This is a genomic window from Enterobacter sp. RHBSTW-00994 (assembly GCF_013782625.1).
Lineage (GTDB): Bacteria > Pseudomonadota > Gammaproteobacteria > Enterobacterales > Enterobacteriaceae > Enterobacter.
Genome location: NZ_CP056199.1, coordinates 4,695,009 through 4,710,971, shown reverse-complemented (window position 1 = coordinate 4,710,971; position 15,963 = coordinate 4,695,009). Strand labels below are relative to the sequence as shown.

Annotated in this window: 13 protein-coding genes; 8 read left to right on the top strand and 5 right to left on the bottom strand. The window is 52.3% G+C overall.

Annotated features, from left to right (window positions below; all coding sequences use genetic code 11):
- Positions 1–5 precede the first annotated feature (5 nt).
- The 3 genes from ilvE to ilvA are packed head-to-tail and all read left to right on the top strand — an operon-like array spanning position 6 to position 4,393.
- Complete coding sequence (gene ilvE, locus HV346_RS22475) at positions 6–935, top strand: branched-chain-amino-acid transaminase (protein WP_181621435.1); 930 nt, start codon at positions 6–8, stop codon at positions 933–935.
- 60 nt (positions 936–995) lie between these two features.
- Positions 996–2,846, top strand: a complete 1,851-nt coding sequence (gene ilvD, locus HV346_RS22470) for a dihydroxy-acid dehydratase (protein WP_181621433.1) — start codon at positions 996–998, stop codon at positions 2,844–2,846.
- Between the two features lie 2 nt (positions 2,847–2,848).
- Entirely contained in the window at positions 2,849–4,393 is a 1,545-nt protein-coding gene (gene ilvA / locus HV346_RS22465; protein ID WP_181623858.1) for a threonine ammonia-lyase, biosynthetic, read from the top strand.
- On the opposite strand, the gene ilvY is transcribed toward ilvA, so the two are convergent.
- Positions 4,390–5,280 (bottom strand): HTH-type transcriptional activator IlvY, encoded by an 891-nt coding sequence (ilvY, locus tag HV346_RS22460; RefSeq protein ID WP_181621432.1) that lies wholly within the window; start codon positions 5,278–5,280, stop codon positions 4,390–4,392. The genes ilvA and ilvY overlap by 4 nt on opposite strands.
- Positions 5,281–5,432: 152 nt before the next feature.
- Here ilvY and ilvC point away from each other — a divergent pair, with 152 nt between their 5' ends.
- Positions 5,433–6,908: a ketol-acid reductoisomerase gene (gene ilvC, locus HV346_RS22455; RefSeq protein WP_181621430.1), complete on the top strand. Its 1,476-nt coding sequence runs from the start codon at positions 5,433–5,435 to the stop codon at positions 6,906–6,908.
- Between the two features lie 96 nt (positions 6,909–7,004).
- Here ilvC and ppiC (HV346_RS22450) read toward each other — a convergent pair whose 3' ends face one another.
- Complete coding sequence (gene ppiC / locus HV346_RS22450; protein WP_024555327.1) at positions 7,005–7,286, bottom strand: peptidylprolyl isomerase PpiC; 282 nt, start codon at positions 7,284–7,286, stop codon at positions 7,005–7,007.
- Positions 7,287–7,339: 53 nt separating this feature from the next.
- Complete coding sequence (gene ppiC / locus HV346_RS22445; protein ID WP_181621428.1) at positions 7,340–7,621, bottom strand: peptidylprolyl isomerase PpiC; 282 nt, start codon at positions 7,619–7,621, stop codon at positions 7,340–7,342.
- Between the two features lie 112 nt (positions 7,622–7,733).
- Between ppiC (HV346_RS22445) and rep the strand changes: the two genes are divergently transcribed.
- On the top strand, positions 7,734–9,755 hold the full coding sequence (gene rep / locus HV346_RS22440) for a DNA helicase Rep (protein WP_181621426.1): 2,022 nt from the start codon (positions 7,734–7,736) through the stop codon (positions 9,753–9,755).
- Between the two features lie 51 nt (positions 9,756–9,806).
- Here the strand turns inward: rep and gppA are convergent, their stop codons facing one another.
- Positions 9,807–11,291 carry a guanosine-5'-triphosphate,3'-diphosphate diphosphatase gene (gppA, locus tag HV346_RS22435; protein ID WP_181621425.1) on the bottom strand — a complete coding sequence of 495 codons (1,485 nt, stop codon included), beginning with the start codon at positions 11,289–11,291 and terminating at the stop codon, positions 9,807–9,809.
- Between the two features lie 6 nt (positions 11,292–11,297).
- A complete protein-coding gene (gene rhlB, locus HV346_RS22430; RefSeq protein ID WP_181621423.1) occupies positions 11,298–12,563 on the bottom strand; it encodes an ATP-dependent RNA helicase RhlB in 1,266 nt (421 codons plus the stop codon).
- Positions 12,564–12,707: 144 nt separating this feature from the next.
- Here rhlB and trxA point away from each other — a divergent pair, with 144 nt between their 5' ends.
- The 3 genes from trxA to wecA all read left to right on the top strand — a co-directional run bounded on the left by trxA (position 12,708) and on the right by wecA (position 15,957).
- The gene (trxA, locus tag HV346_RS22425) at positions 12,708–13,037 is read left to right on the top strand and encodes a thioredoxin TrxA (protein WP_006179218.1); all 330 of its coding nucleotides are present in this window, start codon (positions 12,708–12,710) and stop codon (positions 13,035–13,037) included.
- Positions 13,038–13,377: 340 nt separating this feature from the next.
- Positions 13,378–14,637, top strand: a complete 1,260-nt coding sequence (rho, locus tag HV346_RS22420) for a transcription termination factor Rho (RefSeq protein WP_001054528.1) — start codon at positions 13,378–13,380, stop codon at positions 14,635–14,637.
- A 216-nt stretch (positions 14,638–14,853) separates the two neighbouring features.
- Positions 14,854–15,957, top strand: coding sequence for a UDP-N-acetylglucosamine--undecaprenyl-phosphate N-acetylglucosaminephosphotransferase (gene wecA, locus HV346_RS22415; RefSeq protein WP_181621421.1), 1,104 nt, complete (start codon positions 14,854–14,856; stop codon positions 15,955–15,957).
- Positions 15,958–15,963: the final 6 nt, after the last annotated feature.

The window sequence follows — 15,963 nt, the reverse complement described above, 5'->3', positions numbered from 1 at the left end:
AAAAAATGACGACGAAAAAAGCTGATTACATTTGGTTCAATGGTGAGATGGTTCGCTGGGAGGACGCGAAAGTCCACGTGATGTCCCATGCGCTGCATTACGGTACGTCTGTATTCGAAGGCATCCGTTGCTACGACTCTCACAAAGGACCAGTGGTGTTCCGCCATCGTGAACACATGCAACGTCTGCATGACTCAGCCAAAATTTATCGTTTCCCGGTTTCCCAAAGCGTTGATGAGCTGATGGAAGCGTGCCGCGAAGTGATTCGCAAAAACAACCTGACCAGCGCCTACATCCGTCCATTGGTGTTTGTCGGTGATGTGGGCATGGGCGTTAACCCGCCAGCGGGCTACACCACGGATGTGATCATTGCCGCGTTCCCGTGGGGCGCCTACCTGGGTGCTGAAGCACTGGATCAGGGGATCGACGCAATGGTTTCTTCCTGGAATCGTGTCGCGCCAAATACCATCCCAACGGCGGCAAAAGCCGGTGGCAACTACCTCTCCTCACTGCTGGTTGGCAGTGAAGCGCGTCGTCATGGCTATCAGGAAGGTATCGCTCTGGATGTAAATGGCTATATCTCTGAAGGTGCGGGTGAAAACCTGTTCGAAGTGAAAGATGGCATTCTGTTCACACCGCCATTCACCTCCTCTGCGCTGCCAGGTATCACTCGTGATGCGATCATCAAGCTGGCAAAAGATTTGAATATCGAAGTGCGTGAGCAAGTGCTGTCACGTGAATCGCTCTATCTGGCGGACGAAGTCTTCATGTCCGGTACGGCGGCAGAAATCACCCCGGTACGTAGCGTCGATGGCATTCAGGTTGGTGAAGGTCGTTGTGGCCCTGTAACGAAGCGTATTCAGCAAGCATTCTTTGGCCTCTTTACCGGTGAAACGGAAGATAAATACGGCTGGTTGGATCAGGTTAATCACTAAGTATAAATATGGGACGGCACGCACCGTCCCATTTAATAGATAGACGGGAGTAAATAAAGCATGCCTAAGTATCGTTCTGCCACCACCACCCACGGTCGTAATATGGCGGGAGCCCGCGCGCTGTGGCGCGCTACCGGAATGACCGACGCCGATTTTGGCAAACCGATTATCGCTGTGGTGAACTCCTTTACCCAGTTTGTTCCCGGCCACGTACACCTGCGCGATTTGGGTAAATTGGTTGCGGAGCAAATCGAAGCCTCTGGCGGTGTGGCGAAAGAGTTCAACACCATCGCTGTGGATGACGGTATCGCGATGGGCCACGGGGGCATGCTTTATTCACTGCCGTCGCGCGAGTTGATCGCCGACTCGGTCGAGTACATGGTCAACGCCCACTGTGCCGATGCGATGGTCTGTATCTCCAACTGTGACAAAATCACCCCAGGGATGCTGATGGCCTCTCTGCGTCTGAACATTCCTGTCATCTTTGTCTCTGGTGGTCCAATGGAGGCGGGTAAAACCAAGCTCTCCGATAAAATCATCAAGCTTGACCTTGTCGATGCGATGATTCAGGGCGCGGACCCGAAAGTGTCTGATGAACAAAGCGAGCAAGTGGAACGCTCTGCCTGTCCGACCTGCGGTTCGTGTTCCGGTATGTTCACCGCCAACTCCATGAACTGTCTGACAGAAGCGTTAGGTTTGTCTCAGCCGGGTAACGGTTCACTGCTGGCTACGCACGCCGATCGTAAACAGCTGTTCCTTAATGCCGGTAAACGCATTGTTGAACTGACCAAACGTTACTACGAGCAAGATGATGAAAGTGCGCTGCCGCGTAATATCGCCAGCAAATCTGCATTTGAAAACGCCATGACGCTGGATATCGCCATGGGCGGTTCCACCAACACCGTTCTGCACTTGCTGGCTGCCGCGCAGGAAGCGGAAATCGACTTCACCATGAGCGATATCGACAAACTCTCCCGCAAAGTGCCACAGTTGTGTAAAGTTGCGCCAAGTACCCAGAAATACCATATGGAAGACGTCCATCGTGCCGGTGGCGTGTTGGGTATTTTGGGGGAATTGGATCGTGCCGGGTTGATGAACCGTGAAGTGAAAAACGTACTCGGTCTGACGCTGCCAGAGTCGCTGGACCAATACGATGTGATGCTGACTAAAGACGATGCGGTGAAAAAGATGTTCCGTGCGGGCCCAGCTGGCATCCGTACAACCCAGGCGTTCTCACAAGATTGCCGCTGGGACACGCTGGATGACGATCGTGCTGAAGGGTGCATCCGTTCACTGGAACATGCGTACAGCAAAGATGGCGGCCTGGCAGTTCTGTACGGCAACTTCGCGGAAAACGGCTGCATCGTCAAAACGGCGGGTGTGGATGACAGCATCCTGAAATTTACCGGTCCGGCGAAAGTGTATGAAAGCCAGGACGACGCGGTTGAAGCCATTCTCGGCGGTAAAGTGGTGGCCGGTGATGTCGTGGTGATCCGCTACGAAGGGCCAAAAGGCGGGCCGGGGATGCAGGAAATGCTCTACCCAACCACCTTCCTGAAATCGATGGGGCTCGGCAAAGCCTGTGCATTGATCACTGACGGTCGTTTTTCTGGCGGCACATCTGGACTTTCTATTGGTCACGTCTCTCCAGAAGCCGCAAGCGGCGGCAATATCGCGATTATCGAAGATGGCGACCTGATTGAAATCGATATTCCAAACCGCGGTATCCAGTTGAAACTGAGCGATCAGGAAATTGCAGCCCGCCGTGAAGCGCAAGAGGCGCGAGGTGATAAAGCCTGGACGCCGAAAGATCGTCAGCGTGAAGTTTCCTTTGCTCTGCGTGCTTATGCCAGCCTTGCCACCAGTGCAGATAAAGGTGCGGTGCGCGATAAATCCAAACTTGGGGGCTAATGATGGCCGAATCACAACCCTTATCCGCCGCCCCTGAGGGGGCGGAATATCTCCGGGCGGTGCTACGTGCGCCGGTCTACGAAGCAGTGCAAGTTACACCGCTGCAGAAAATGGAAAAGCTCTCGTCACGCCTCGATAACGTGATTCTGGTGAAGCGTGAAGACCGCCAGCCAGTCCATAGCTTCAAGCTGCGCGGGGCATACGCGATGATGGCAGGGCTGACTGATGAGCAAAAAGCACGAGGCGTTATTACGGCCTCGGCAGGCAATCACGCTCAGGGTGTTGCGTTCTCCTCCTCGCGTTTGGGGCTGAAAGCCCTGATCGTCATGCCAGTGGCGACAGCCGATATTAAAGTCGATGCTGTGCGTGGTTTTGGTGGTGAGGTCTTACTCCACGGGGCCAATTTCGACGAAGCGAAAGCAAAGGCTATTGAGCTGGCGCAGCAGCAGGGTTTTACCTGGGTTCCTCCTTTTGATCACCCGATGGTGATTGCCGGACAAGGTACGCTGGCGCTTGAACTGCTTCAGCAAGATGCTCATCTCGATCGGGTGTTTGTCCCGGTAGGTGGTGGTGGCCTGGCGGCGGGTGTCGCAGTGCTGATCAAACAGTTGATGCCGCAAATCAAAGTGATTGCTGTGGAAGCTGAAGATTCAGCCTGCCTGAAAGCAGCCCTGGACGCCGGGCATCCGGTAGATCTGCCGCGTGTGGGGTTATTTGCTGAAGGTGTAGCAGTCAAACGCATCGGCGATGAGACCTTCCGTCTGTGCCAGGAGTATCTTGACGACATCATCACCGTCGATAGCGATGCTATTTGTGCCGCAATGAAAGATCTGTTCGAGGACGTTCGTGCGGTGGCGGAGCCTTCAGGCGCGCTTGCCCTGGCAGGAATGAAAAAATACGTTGCTCAACACAACATACGTGGCGAACGGCTGGCACATGTGTTGTCTGGGGCGAATGTTAATTTCCATGGTCTACGTTACGTTTCAGAGCGTTGCGAGCTGGGCGAGCAGCGTGAAGCGTTGTTGGCCGTGACCATCCCTGAAGAGAAGGGCAGTTTCCTGAAATTCTGCCAGTTGCTGGGTGGGCGCTCGGTGACGGAGTTTAACTACCGGTTTGCCGATGCTAAAGATGCCTGCATTTTTGTCGGTGTGCGCCTGAGCCGTGGTCTGGAAGAGCGTAAAGAGATCCTCAGCTTACTGCACGAAGGCGGTTACAGCGTGGTGGATCTGTCTGACGATGAAATGGCGAAGCTCCATGTCCGCTACATGGTGGGTGGGCGTCCGTCGAAACCGTTACAGGAACGTTTGTTCAGCTTTGAGTTCCCGGAATCACCGGGTGCATTGCTTAAGTTCCTGCATACGCTGGGCACGCACTGGAACATCTCTCTGTTCCACTACCGTAGCCACGGTACGGATTACGGTCGCGTGCTGGCAGCTTTCGAACTGGGTGAACACGAACCGGATTTTGAAACGCGGCTGAACGAGCTGGGCTATGATTGTCACGATGAGACTCATAACCCGGCATTCAGGTTCTTTCTTGCGGGTTAGTGATTTGGCAGGATTTGCCAGAATGCGTCAATAAGCGGCTCCTGTAGCCGCTTTTTTTGTGCGCACACACCAAGCTCAAACGGTGTTTTTTCGTCGCTGCGATCCAGTATCATCACACGATTGCGCACCGGTTCAGGGCTATTTTCCAGCACGACTTCCGGCAGCAGCGCCACGCCGCAGCCGAGTGCGACCATTGATACCATCGCCTCATGGCCTCCCACGGTGGCGTAGATGGATGGATTACTGATTTTCTGGCGACGGAACCACAGCTCAATTCGACGGCGAACAGGCCCCTGATCGGCCATGATAAAAGGCACGGTTGACCAGTCTGGTTTTTCTACAGAGACCTGATTGCGTACCGGGCAAGGCAGAGCCGGTGCGATCAACACTACCGCCAGGTTTTCCAGCATTGAAAATGCCACTGCGCCCGGCAGCGTTTCCGGTTTCCCCGCAATGGCGAGATCCGCTTCACCCGTCACGACTTTTTCCATCGCATCGGCAGCATCACCGGTGGTGAGTTTGATTTCCACGGAGGGATGCTCGGCACGAAAGCGGTCAAGAATCGGCGGCAGGTGGCTGTAGGCGGCGGTGACTGAACAGAAAATATGGAGTTCGCCAGAGAGCGAGGGACCCTGCTGGTCGATGGTGTGACGTAACTGCTGGTATTGCAGCAGGGTTTGCTGGGCGAAAGTGCGAAGTTCTTCACCGGCTTCTGTGAGGGTTACGGTGCGGTTGTCGCGGACGAATAACGGCTGGCCGAGATCCTCTTCCAGACGCTGGATCTGGCGAGAAAGTGTTGAAGGGCTGACGTGCATCGCCCGGGCGCTGCGGCCAAAGTGACGGCTTTCCGTCAGATGCAGAAACATTTTTAGATCGCGTAAATCCACCGATTCCACCCCACCGTTTTATATTGCATAAATTGCAACGTGACGTTGTGAATATATCAATTTCCGCAATAAATTTCCTGTCATATAGTAAGTTCATTCTCGCATAAGCGAACCGAACAATAAGCACGACACAACATCACGAGGTATCACCCATGGCTAACTACTTTAATACGTTGAACCTGCGCCAGCAGCTGGCTCAGTTGGGCAAATGTCGCTTCATGGCGCGCGACGAATTTGCTGATGGCGCAAGCTACCTTCAGGGTAAAAAAGTGGTCATCGTTGGCTGTGGCGCTCAGGGCCTGAACCAGGGTCTGAACATGCGTGATTCTGGTCTGGATATCTCCTACGCTCTGCGTAAAGAAGCGATTGCTGAGAAGCGTGCTTCCTGGCGTAAAGCCACTGAAAACGGCTTCAAAGTAGGGACCTACGAAGAGCTGATCCCACAGGCTGATCTGGTGGTTAACCTGACGCCAGACAAACAGCACTCTGACGTTGTGCGTTCCGTTCAGCCGCTGATGAAAGACGGTGCAGCGCTGGGCTACTCTCACGGTTTCAACATTGTGGAAGTCGGCGAGCAGATCCGTAAAGACATCACCGTGGTGATGGTTGCGCCAAAATGCCCTGGTACTGAAGTTCGTGAAGAATACAAACGTGGTTTCGGTGTTCCAACGCTGATTGCCGTTCACCCGGAAAACGATCCGAAAGGCGAAGGGATGGCGATTGCCAAAGCCTGGGCTGCTGCAACGGGTGGTCACCGCGCGGGTGTTCTGGAATCATCCTTCGTTGCCGAAGTGAAATCTGACCTGATGGGCGAGCAGACCATCCTGTGTGGTATGTTGCAGGCAGGTTCTCTGCTGTGCTTCGACAAGCTGGTGGAAGAAGGGACAGACCCGGCATATGCAGAAAAACTGATTCAGTTCGGCTGGGAAACCATCACCGAAGCGCTGAAACAGGGTGGCATCACGCTGATGATGGATCGTCTGTCCAACCCAGCGAAACTGCGCGCTTATGCGCTGTCTGAACAACTGAAAGAGATCATGGCTCCACTGTTCCAGAAACATATGGACGATATCATCTCCGGTGAATTCTCCTCCGGGATGATGGCTGACTGGGCAAATGACGATAAGAAACTGCTGACCTGGCGCGAAGAAACCGGTAAAACCGCGTTTGAAACCGCCGCACAGTTTGACGGTAAAATCAGCGAGCAAGAGTACTTCGATAAAGGCGTGCTGATGATCGCGATGGTGAAAGCGGGCGTTGAGCTGGCATTCGAAACCATGGTTGATTCCGGCATTATTGAAGAGTCTGCTTACTATGAATCACTGCACGAACTGCCGCTGATTGCGAACACCATTGCCCGTAAGCGTCTGTACGAAATGAACGTGGTTATCTCAGATACTGCTGAATACGGTAACTACCTGTTCTCTTACGCATGTGTGCCGCTGCTGAAAGAGTTCATGACCACCCTGCAAGCGGGCGATCTGGGCAAAGCGATTGCGGAAGGTGCAGTCGATAACGCGCAGCTGCGTGATGTGAATGAAGCGATTCGCAGCCATGCTATTGAAAGCGTGGGCCACAAACTGCGTGGCTACATGACCGATATGAAACGTATCGCAGTAGCAGGGTAAGACTGACCGGTGGGGACGAATGTCCTCACTCCATCCCTCTTGCGTTGAGAGAGGATGAAAATAGAAAAGGCCTTCTCAGTGAGAAGGCCTTTTTGCTTAGTTACGGTACAGCACTTTAATGATGTGGTAGCCGAACTGGGTATGCAGCGGGCCGGTTGGTTCCAGCACCGGGCAAGAGAACACCACTTTATCGAACGCCGGAACCATCTGGCCCTGACGGAATTCACCTAAGTGACCGCCTTTTTTACCAGACGGGCAAGTGGAATGTTTTTTCGCCAGCTTCTCGAAATCACCGCCGTTTTTAATCTGTTCCAGCAGGTCGAGGGCCAGTTTCTCTTCTTTAACCAGGATGTGCATTGCTGCCGCTGTTTTCGCCATGATCGCGCCTTGAAATGAGGTTGAGATAAATCAGGGCGCAATAGTAGCATGCGTCAGCGGCGATACAGCACCTTAATGATGTGGTAACCGAACTTGGTTTTGACAGGGCCGTAGGGTTTCAGAAGTGGGCAACTAAATACTGCCTGATCAAAGGGGCCGACCATTGCGCCCTGTTTAAATTCGCCCAAATCACCACCGTTACGCCCCGATGGGCATTTCGAGTAACGTTTAGCCAGATGATCAAAACTGATCCCTCGTTCCAGCTTCGCGAGGATCTCCTGCGCCAGTTTTTCTTCTTTTACCAGAATGTGCAGGGCTGCTGCGGTCTTTACCATGGTTCTGCTCTCAGGATTAAACGCGTTTTTCTCACTTTATCATTAGCCGGTAAATCTGCGTCCGGCTTTCTGCTACAATCCACACCCCGTTCGAAGATTGAGCAATATTCCCATGCGTTTAAACCCTGGACAACAACAAGCGGTCGAATTCGTTACTGGACCTTGCCTGGTGCTGGCAGGGGCTGGCTCCGGTAAAACACGTGTTATTACCAATAAAATCGCGCACTTAATTCGAGGCTGTGGCTATCAGGCTCGCCATATTGCAGCGGTCACCTTTACCAATAAAGCCGCGCGCGAGATGAAAGAGCGTGTAGGTCAAACTCTCGGGCGCAAAGAAGCGCGTGGGTTGATGATCTCCACGTTTCATACACTGGGCCTGGATATCATCAAACGCGAATATGCCGCCCTGGGGATGAAATCGAACTTCTCACTGTTCGATGACACCGATCAGACGGCGTTGCTCAAAGAGTTAACAGAGGGGTTGATCGAAGACGATAAGGTGGTGCTTCAGCAGCTGATCTCGACGATCTCCAACTGGAAAAACGATCTAATGACACCCACACAGGCTGCCGCGAGTGCGAAGGGCGAGCGCGACAGGATCTTCGCGCATTGCTACGGTTTGTATGATGCGCACCTGAAAGCCTGTAACGTCCTGGATTTTGACGACCTGATCCTGCTGCCTACGCTTCTGCTACAACGTAATGAAGAGGTACGCGAACGCTGGCAGAACAAAATTCGCTATCTGCTGGTGGATGAATATCAGGATACCAACACCAGCCAGTACGAACTGGTTAAGCTGTTGGTGGGGCAACGTGCACGTTTCACCGTGGTGGGGGATGATGACCAGTCGATTTACTCCTGGCGTGGTGCTCGCCCGCAAAATCTGGTACTGCTGAGCAAAGATTTTCCGGCACTTCAGGTGATTAAGCTGGAGCAGAACTATCGTTCATCCGGGCGTATTTTGAAAGCGGCGAATATCCTGATTGCCAATAACCCGCACGTGTTCGAAAAACGTCTTTTCTCTGAGCTGGGATACGGCAAGGAGCTGAAGGTACTCAGTGCCAATAACGAAGATCACGAAGCAGAACGCGTGACTGGCGAACTGATTGCCCATCATTTCGTCAATAAAACCGACTATAAGGATTACGCGATCCTGTATCGCGGTAACCACCAGTCCCGCGTCTTTGAAAAGATGCTGATGCAAAACCGCATTCCGTACAAAATTTCAGGTGGAACATCGTTTTTCTCCCGGCCTGAAATCAAAGACTTGCTGGCCTATTTGCGTGTACTCACCAACCCGGATGATGACAGTGCATTTTTGCGTATCGTGAATACGCCAAAGCGGGAAATAGGCCCTGCAACGCTGCAAAAACTGGGCGAATGGGCGATGACCCGTAACAAAAGCCTCTTCACTGCCAGTTTCGATATGGGGTTAAGCCAGACGCTGACTGGGCGTGGGTATGAATCTTTAACCCGTTTTACGCAGTGGCTTGGTGAGGTGCAGCGCCTGGCCGAGCGCGAGCCTGTTGCGGCGGTACGTGACCTGATCCACGGCATCGACTATGAATCCTGGTTGTACGAAACCTCTGCCAGCCCTAAAGCAGCCGAAATGCGTATGAAAAACGTCAATCAGCTGTTTAGCTGGATGACGGAGATGCTGGAAGGTTCTGAGATAGATGAGCCGATGACGCTGACCCAGGTTGTTACCCGCTTTACGCTGCGCGATATGATGGAGCGTGGCGAAAGCGAAGAAGAGGCTGATCAGGTTCAGTTGATGACGCTCCATGCCTCTAAAGGTCTGGAGTTTCCATACGTCTATTTGGTGGGAATGGAAGAGGGCCTGTTGCCACACCAGAGCAGCATTGATGAAGATAATGTCGATGAAGAGCGCCGCCTGGCTTATGTCGGCATTACCCGCGCGCAGAAAGAGCTGATTTTCACCCTGTGCAAAGAGCGTCGTCAGTATGGTGAACTGGTTCGCCCTGAGCCGAGCCGATTCCTGCTGGAATTACCACAGGATGATCTGCTCTGGGAGCAAGAGCGTAAAGTGATCACGGCTGAAGAGCGGATGCACAAAGGGCAGGCGAATGTGGCGAATATCCGCGCGATGCTGGCGAAGGCTAAAGAGAAATAAGGGTGTGTTGCCGGGCGGGGTTATGCTTGCCCGGCGAATGTTCCCGGTACGTTATTTGATATTCAGCGTCCAGTGGACATAGCTTTGCCACTGGCACTCCTGCTCAATCAGTTCCGCACCCAGTGGGTGATTATCTAGCCAGTTTTCAGGCAGCGTTAGCGTCAGTGCCTCGTTCTCTGCAACCAGAGTAATGTCTGGCAGGAGATCGTCCCGACGACGGCTGGCAAACAGAATCGCCAGGCGCAACAATCGACACATATGCTCGGCAACGCGTGGTGGCACAGCATTTTGCTGATGCAAGGAAGAGAGATCGACGGTGCTGGTCTGGTTAAGCAGCAAGGTCGCCAGAAGTTTTTTCTGTGCTGGTGTATATCCTGGCAAATCAAGATTACGAACCAGATAGGCTGCGTGAGTGGGGGCGTGCTTAAAATCAATACTCAGACCGACTTCATGCAATGCGCAGGCGCTGAGCAGCAAATCACGGCTCAGTGGTTCTAGCGCCCAGCTTCCCTCAACTTGATCGGCAAAGAGTGATGCCAACTGTGCTACACGTTGTGCCTGATCGGTATCGACGATAAAACGGCGCTGGACATTACGCAGCGTGCGGCTACGAATATCCTGATCAACGGACAGATGTAGCATACCGTAGACCAGACCTTCACGCAGTGCTCCGCCAGCCAGTGTCATGCACTGGATGTTTAGCTCGGTGAAAATGGCGATCAATATGGCGAGCCCGCTAGGGAAAACCAGCGCGCGTTCCAGCGTCAAGCCTTCAATTTCAAGCTCTTCAAGACGTCCGCACTGGATGGCGCGCTGTTTAAGCTGCTGAAGTTTGGTAAGCGTGATGCGCTCATCCATCCCTTGCGCCATCATGATTTCCTGCAACGCCTGTACGGTTCCTGATGCCCCAACACAGACTTTCCAGCCGTGATAGCGCAGCTCATCCATCACCGGGCGTAGTACTGCTCGTGCGGCATTCTCTGCTTCATCGAAGTTTTCTTTGCCCAGATTTCGGTCAGTGAAATAGCGCTCAAGCCAGGTTACGCAGCCCATCGACAGACTGAACAGTGATGTGGCCTGTGCACCTGTACCCGTTACCAGTTCGGTACTGGCTCCGCCGATATCGACAACCAGACGGCGATCATCACCTCCGGTGGTGTGCGCAACCCCCTGGTAGATGAGCCTGGCTTCTTCCTCACCGCTGATCACCTGTACCGGACAGCCCAGAATCTCTTGTGCTTTGGCAATAAAATCCCCTGCGTTGACCGCCAGACGTAAAGTGGCCGTTGCAACAACACGGATTTGATTATGAGGGATATCCTGCAAGCGTTCGGCAAAAAGACGTAAACATTGCCAGCCACGTTCCATGGCTTCAGGAGAGAGGTGATTATCGCTGCTCAGGCCCGCCGCCAGGCGGACCTTGCGCTTGATGCGCGTCAGCGTCTGTATACTTCCCGCCACCTCGCGCACAACCAGCATATGAAAACTATTCGAACCTAAATCAATAGCTGCGTAGAGCGAGGTGGAACTGAGCATATCTTCTTAACCTGAACGACGACGATTACGCGGTGCACCGGAGCGGCGCGGACCATTGCCGGAGCGGGCGCGGGTAAGGCGCTTCGGCGGCGGCAGTTCGCTTAACAGCGCTTCCTGGTTGTATTTGCTCACCGGGATAGAGTGACCGATGTATGTCTCGATAGCGGGCAGATTCAGCGCATATTCTTCACATGCCAGGCTGATGGAGTGCCCGCTCGCGCCAGCACGACCGGTACGACCAATACGGTGTACGTAATCTTCGCAGTCATCCGGCAGATCGTAGTTGAAGACGTGTGTTACTGCAGGAATATGCAGGCCACGCGCAGCAACGTCTGTTGCGACGAGAATATCCAGATCGCCACGGGTAAATTCTTCCAGAATACGCAGACGTTTTTTCTGCGCAACGTCGCCAGTCAGGAGGCCTACGCGATGTCCATCTGCAGCCAGATGGCCCCAGATATCTTCACAGCGGTGCTTGGTATTGGCAAAGATGATGGCACGGTCTGGCCACTCTTCTTCGATCAACGTTTGCAGCAGACGCATTTTCTCTTCGTTGGAAGGGTAGAAGAGCTCTTCTTTAATGCGATGACCGGTTTTCTGTTCCGGCTCGACTTCCACGTACTCAGCGTTGTTCATTTGTTCGAACGCCAGTTCGCGAACGCGCCAGGAAAGGGTTGCAGAGAACAGCATGTTCAGGCGCTGGTTTGCCGGCGGCATACGACGGAACAACCAACGGATATCTTTGATAAAGCCCAGATCGTACATACGATCGGCTTCATCCAGCACCACGACCTGAATTGCGCCCAGGTTAATGTGGTTTTGCTTGGCGTAGTCGATAAGACGACCGGTTGTACCGATCAGAATATCCACACCGCTTTCCAGCACTTTCAACTGCTTATCATAACCGTCGCCGCCATAAGCCAAGCCGAGTTTCAGGCCGGTGGCTTGGGCTAGCGGTTCAGCGTCTGCATGGATCTGTACCGCCAGTTCTCGCGTCGGGGCCATAATGAGCGCGCGCGGCTGGTTAACTTTGCGGTCAGCAATCGCTGGGTGAGAAAGTAAATAATGAAACGTTGACGTTAAAAACGCCATCGTTTTGCCAGTACCGGTTTGCGCCTGCCCTGCAACGTCACGACCTGCCAGCGTCAGCGGCAGTGCGAGAGCCTGAATGGGCGTACAGTTATGAAACCCTTTAGTTTCAAGGGCTTCAATCACTTTTGCGTGCAGGGCGAAGTCGGAAAACTTCTGTTCTGTTAAATGTGTTTTGCTCATAGTGTGGTAGAATATCAGCTTACTATTGCTTTACGAAAGCGTATCCGGTGAAATAAAGTCAACCTTTAGTTGGTTAATGCTACATCAACACGTCGTTGATTGATGCGAAATCAACATGCCAGGCTTATTCCTGTGGAGTTATATATGAGCGATAAAATTATTCACCTGACTGACGACAGTTTTGACACGGACGTACTTAAGGCTGACGGGCTGATCCTCGTCGATTTTTGGGCTGAATGGTGTGGTCCTTGCAAAATGATCGCCCCGATTCTGGATGAAATCGCTGACGAATATCAGGGCAAACTTACCGTTGCCAAGCTGAATATCGACCAGAACCCGGGCACAGCGCCGAAATACGGCATCCGTGGCATTCCAACCCTGCTGCTGTTTAAAAACGGCGAAGTGGCGGCGACCAAAGTGGGCGCACTGTCCAAAGGTCAGTTGAAAGAGTTCCTGGACGCTAATCTGGCGTAAGGTTTCTCGGCTGAGCGTCCAGAGTTCCAAAATTGTGTGGATCTCTGGACGCCCGGCTTTAGTCGTGCTAAGTTAGCTATGACTTCGTTTTAAACATACCTTGTTGTTTGAATCTTGTTTTACCCGATACTTCCCGTTGTAGACAAAAACAGTGCGTGAAGTTGCTAGATTCCGGGCTTGTCACTCAATCCGTCTTGTCGTTTCAGATCTGCGTTCTTTCCCTGTGACCAGACAGCGAACAGACATGAGTTGATGGCCGCTAACAGGCATGGATGACCCTGCCATACCATTCACAACATTAAGTTCGAGAATTACCCCGAGTTTAAGAACCCACACCATTATGAATCTTACCGAATTAAAGAATACGCCGGTTTCTGAGCTGATCACTCTCGGCGAAAATATGGGACTGGAAAACCAGGCTCGTATGCGCAAGCAGGACATCATTTTTGCCATCCTGAAGCAGCACGCTAAGAGTGGCGAAGATATCTTTGGCGACGGTGTGTTGGAGATATTGCAAGACGGATTTGGTTTCCTCCGCTCTGCAGACAGCTCCTACCTCGCCGGCCCTGACGACATCTACGTATCCCCCAGCCAAATCCGCCGTTTCAACCTCCGCACTGGTGACACCATTTCAGGTAAGATTCGTCCTCCAAAAGAGGGTGAACGCTACTTTGCGCTGTTGAAAGTTAACGAAGTTAACTACGACAAACCAGAAAACTCGCGCAATAAGATCCTGTTTGAAAACTTAACGCCGCTGCACGCAAATTCGCGTCTGCGCATGGAGCGTGGTAACGGTTCTACCGAAGACTTAACCGCTCGCGTTCTGGATCTGGCGTCTCCAATTGGTCGCGGTCAGCGTGGTTTGATTGTTGCGCCGCCGAAAGCGGGTAAAACGATGCTGCTGCAAAATATTGCACAGAGCATTGCTTACAACCACCCTGATTGCGTGTTGATGGTTCTCCTGATTGACGAACGTCCGGAAGAAGTGACCGAGATGCAGCGTCTGGTGAAAGGTGAAGTGGTTGCGTCTACCTTTGACGAACCAGCTTCTCGTCACGTTCAGGTCGCCGAAATGGTTATCGAGAAGGCGAAGCGTCTGGTTGAGCACAAGAAAGACGTGATCATTCTGCTCGACTCCATCACTCGTCTGGCGCGTGCCTACAACACCGTGGTTCCAGCTTCCGGTAAAGTATTGACAGGTGGTGTGGATGCGAATGCTCTGCATCGTCCAAAACGCTTCTTCGGTGCTGCACGTAACGTGGAAGAGGGCGGCAGCCTGACCATCATTGCAACCGCGCTGATCGACACCGGTTCTAAGATGGATGAGGTTATTTACGAAGAGTTTAAAGGTACAGGTAACATGGAACTGCACCTCTCTCGTAAAATTGCTGAAAAACGCGTCTTCCCTGCTATCGATTACAACCGTTCCGGTACGCGTAAAGAAGAGCTGCTCACTACGCAAGAAGAACTGCAAAAAATGTGGATCCTGCGCAAAATCATTCACCCAATGGGCGAAATCGATGCGATGGAGTTCCTCATTAACAAGCTAGCGATGACCAAAACTAACGACGATTTCTTCGACATGATGAAGCGCTCGTAACAGAAATAAACCCCGCAAACGCCACGTTTTTACGTGGCGTTTTTCTTTTATGGCCTATACGCTATTACCGAAGATACTCAATTTTGGCTCTTGCATCCTCGTTATTAATTGATTGAAATGTATGCAGTCTGGATGTGAAAGCCCTGTTTTAATCCTTCTGGACCTAAAGCTTCATGGTTATACTTCCGTGATTAACATTTGTTGAGAGCATTGATTGTGAATCTACTCACTGCGGTTACTGAATTAATCAGTATTTTTCTGTTTACCGCCTGCTTTTTATTCCTTGCGCGTAAGGTGGCCAAAACGATTGGGTTGGTAGACAAACCCAACTTTCGTAAACGCCATCAGGGGTTGATTCCACTGGTTGGTGGTATCTCCGTTTACGCCGGTATCTGCTTCACGTTTGGCATTGCGGATTACTATATTCCGCATGCAGCACTGTACCTGTCATGTGCAGGTGTACTCGTGTTGGTGGGTGCTCTCGACGATCGATTTGATATCAGCGTAAAAATCAGGGCATTGGTGCAGGCGGTTATTGGCGTCATCATGATGGTGCTGGGAAACCTGTATTTAAGCAGTCTGGGTTACATTTTTGGGACCTGGGAGCTGGTTCTTGGTCCTTTCGGCTATTTCCTGACGTTGTTTGCCGTGTGGGCCGCGATTAATGCGTTCAACATGGTCGATGGAATTGACGGCTTACTGGGCGGTCTCTCATCTGTTTCCTTTGCCGCCATCGGGATCATTCTTTGGTTTGATGGCCAGACGAGCCTTGCCATGTGGTGTTTCGCGATGATCGCCGCAATCTTGCCTTATATTTGCCTCAACCTCGGTGTGCTCGGACGTCGCTACAAAGTGTTTATGGGTGATGCGGGGAGTACTCTGATCGGCTTTACTGTTATCTGGATTTTGCTGGAAACAACTCAGGGTAAGACACATCCAATCAGTCCGGTAACCGCGTTGTGGATCATCGCCATTCCGCTGATGGATATGGTTGCGATTATGTACCGCCGCTTGCGTAAAGGGATGAGTCCTTTCTCGCCGGACCGTCAGCATATTCATCACCTTATTATGCGCGCAGGTTTTACGTCGCGTCAGGCATTTGTGCTTATCACCCTTGCTGCAGCTGTTCTGGCAGGTATTGGGGTTGCGGCAGAATATTCTCATTTTGTCCCGGAGTGGGTAATGTTGGTATTGTTCTTGCCTGCATTTTTCTTGTACGGATACTGCATAAAACGAGCATGGAAAGTGGCTCGTTTCATTAAACGCCTGAAACGCAAAATGCGTAGAAACAGTGGCAATAATCCAACATTAACTAAGTAAACCGGG

What these genes read in the sequence shown, in the direction of transcription:
- ilvA (WP_181623858.1), top strand. Translation starts at nt 2,849, where the DNA reads ATGGCCGAATCACAACCCTTATCCGCCGCCCCTGAGGGGGCGGAATAT.
- rho (WP_001054528.1), top strand. Translation starts at nt 13,378, where the DNA reads ATGAATCTTACCGAATTAAAGAATACGCCGGTTTCTGAGCTGATCACT.
- ilvE (WP_181621435.1), top strand. Translation starts at nt 6, where the DNA reads ATGACGACGAAAAAAGCTGATTACATTTGGTTCAATGGTGAGATGGTT.
- gppA (WP_181621425.1), bottom strand. Translation starts at nt 11,291, where the DNA reads ATGCTCAGTTCCACCTCGCTCTACGCAGCTATTGATTTAGGTTCGAAT.
- rhlB (WP_181621423.1), bottom strand. Translation starts at nt 12,563, where the DNA reads ATGAGCAAAACACATTTAACAGAACAGAAGTTTTCCGACTTCGCCCTG.
- ppiC (WP_181621428.1), bottom strand. Translation starts at nt 7,621, where the DNA reads ATGGTAAAGACCGCAGCAGCCCTGCACATTCTGGTAAAAGAAGAAAAA.
- trxA (WP_006179218.1), top strand. Translation starts at nt 12,708, where the DNA reads ATGAGCGATAAAATTATTCACCTGACTGACGACAGTTTTGACACGGAC.
- rep (WP_181621426.1), top strand. Translation starts at nt 7,734, where the DNA reads ATGCGTTTAAACCCTGGACAACAACAAGCGGTCGAATTCGTTACTGGA.
- ppiC (WP_024555327.1), bottom strand. Translation starts at nt 7,286, where the DNA reads ATGGCGAAAACAGCGGCAGCAATGCACATCCTGGTTAAAGAAGAGAAA.
- ilvD (WP_181621433.1), top strand. Translation starts at nt 996, where the DNA reads ATGCCTAAGTATCGTTCTGCCACCACCACCCACGGTCGTAATATGGCG.
- ilvC (WP_181621430.1), top strand. Translation starts at nt 5,433, where the DNA reads ATGGCTAACTACTTTAATACGTTGAACCTGCGCCAGCAGCTGGCTCAG.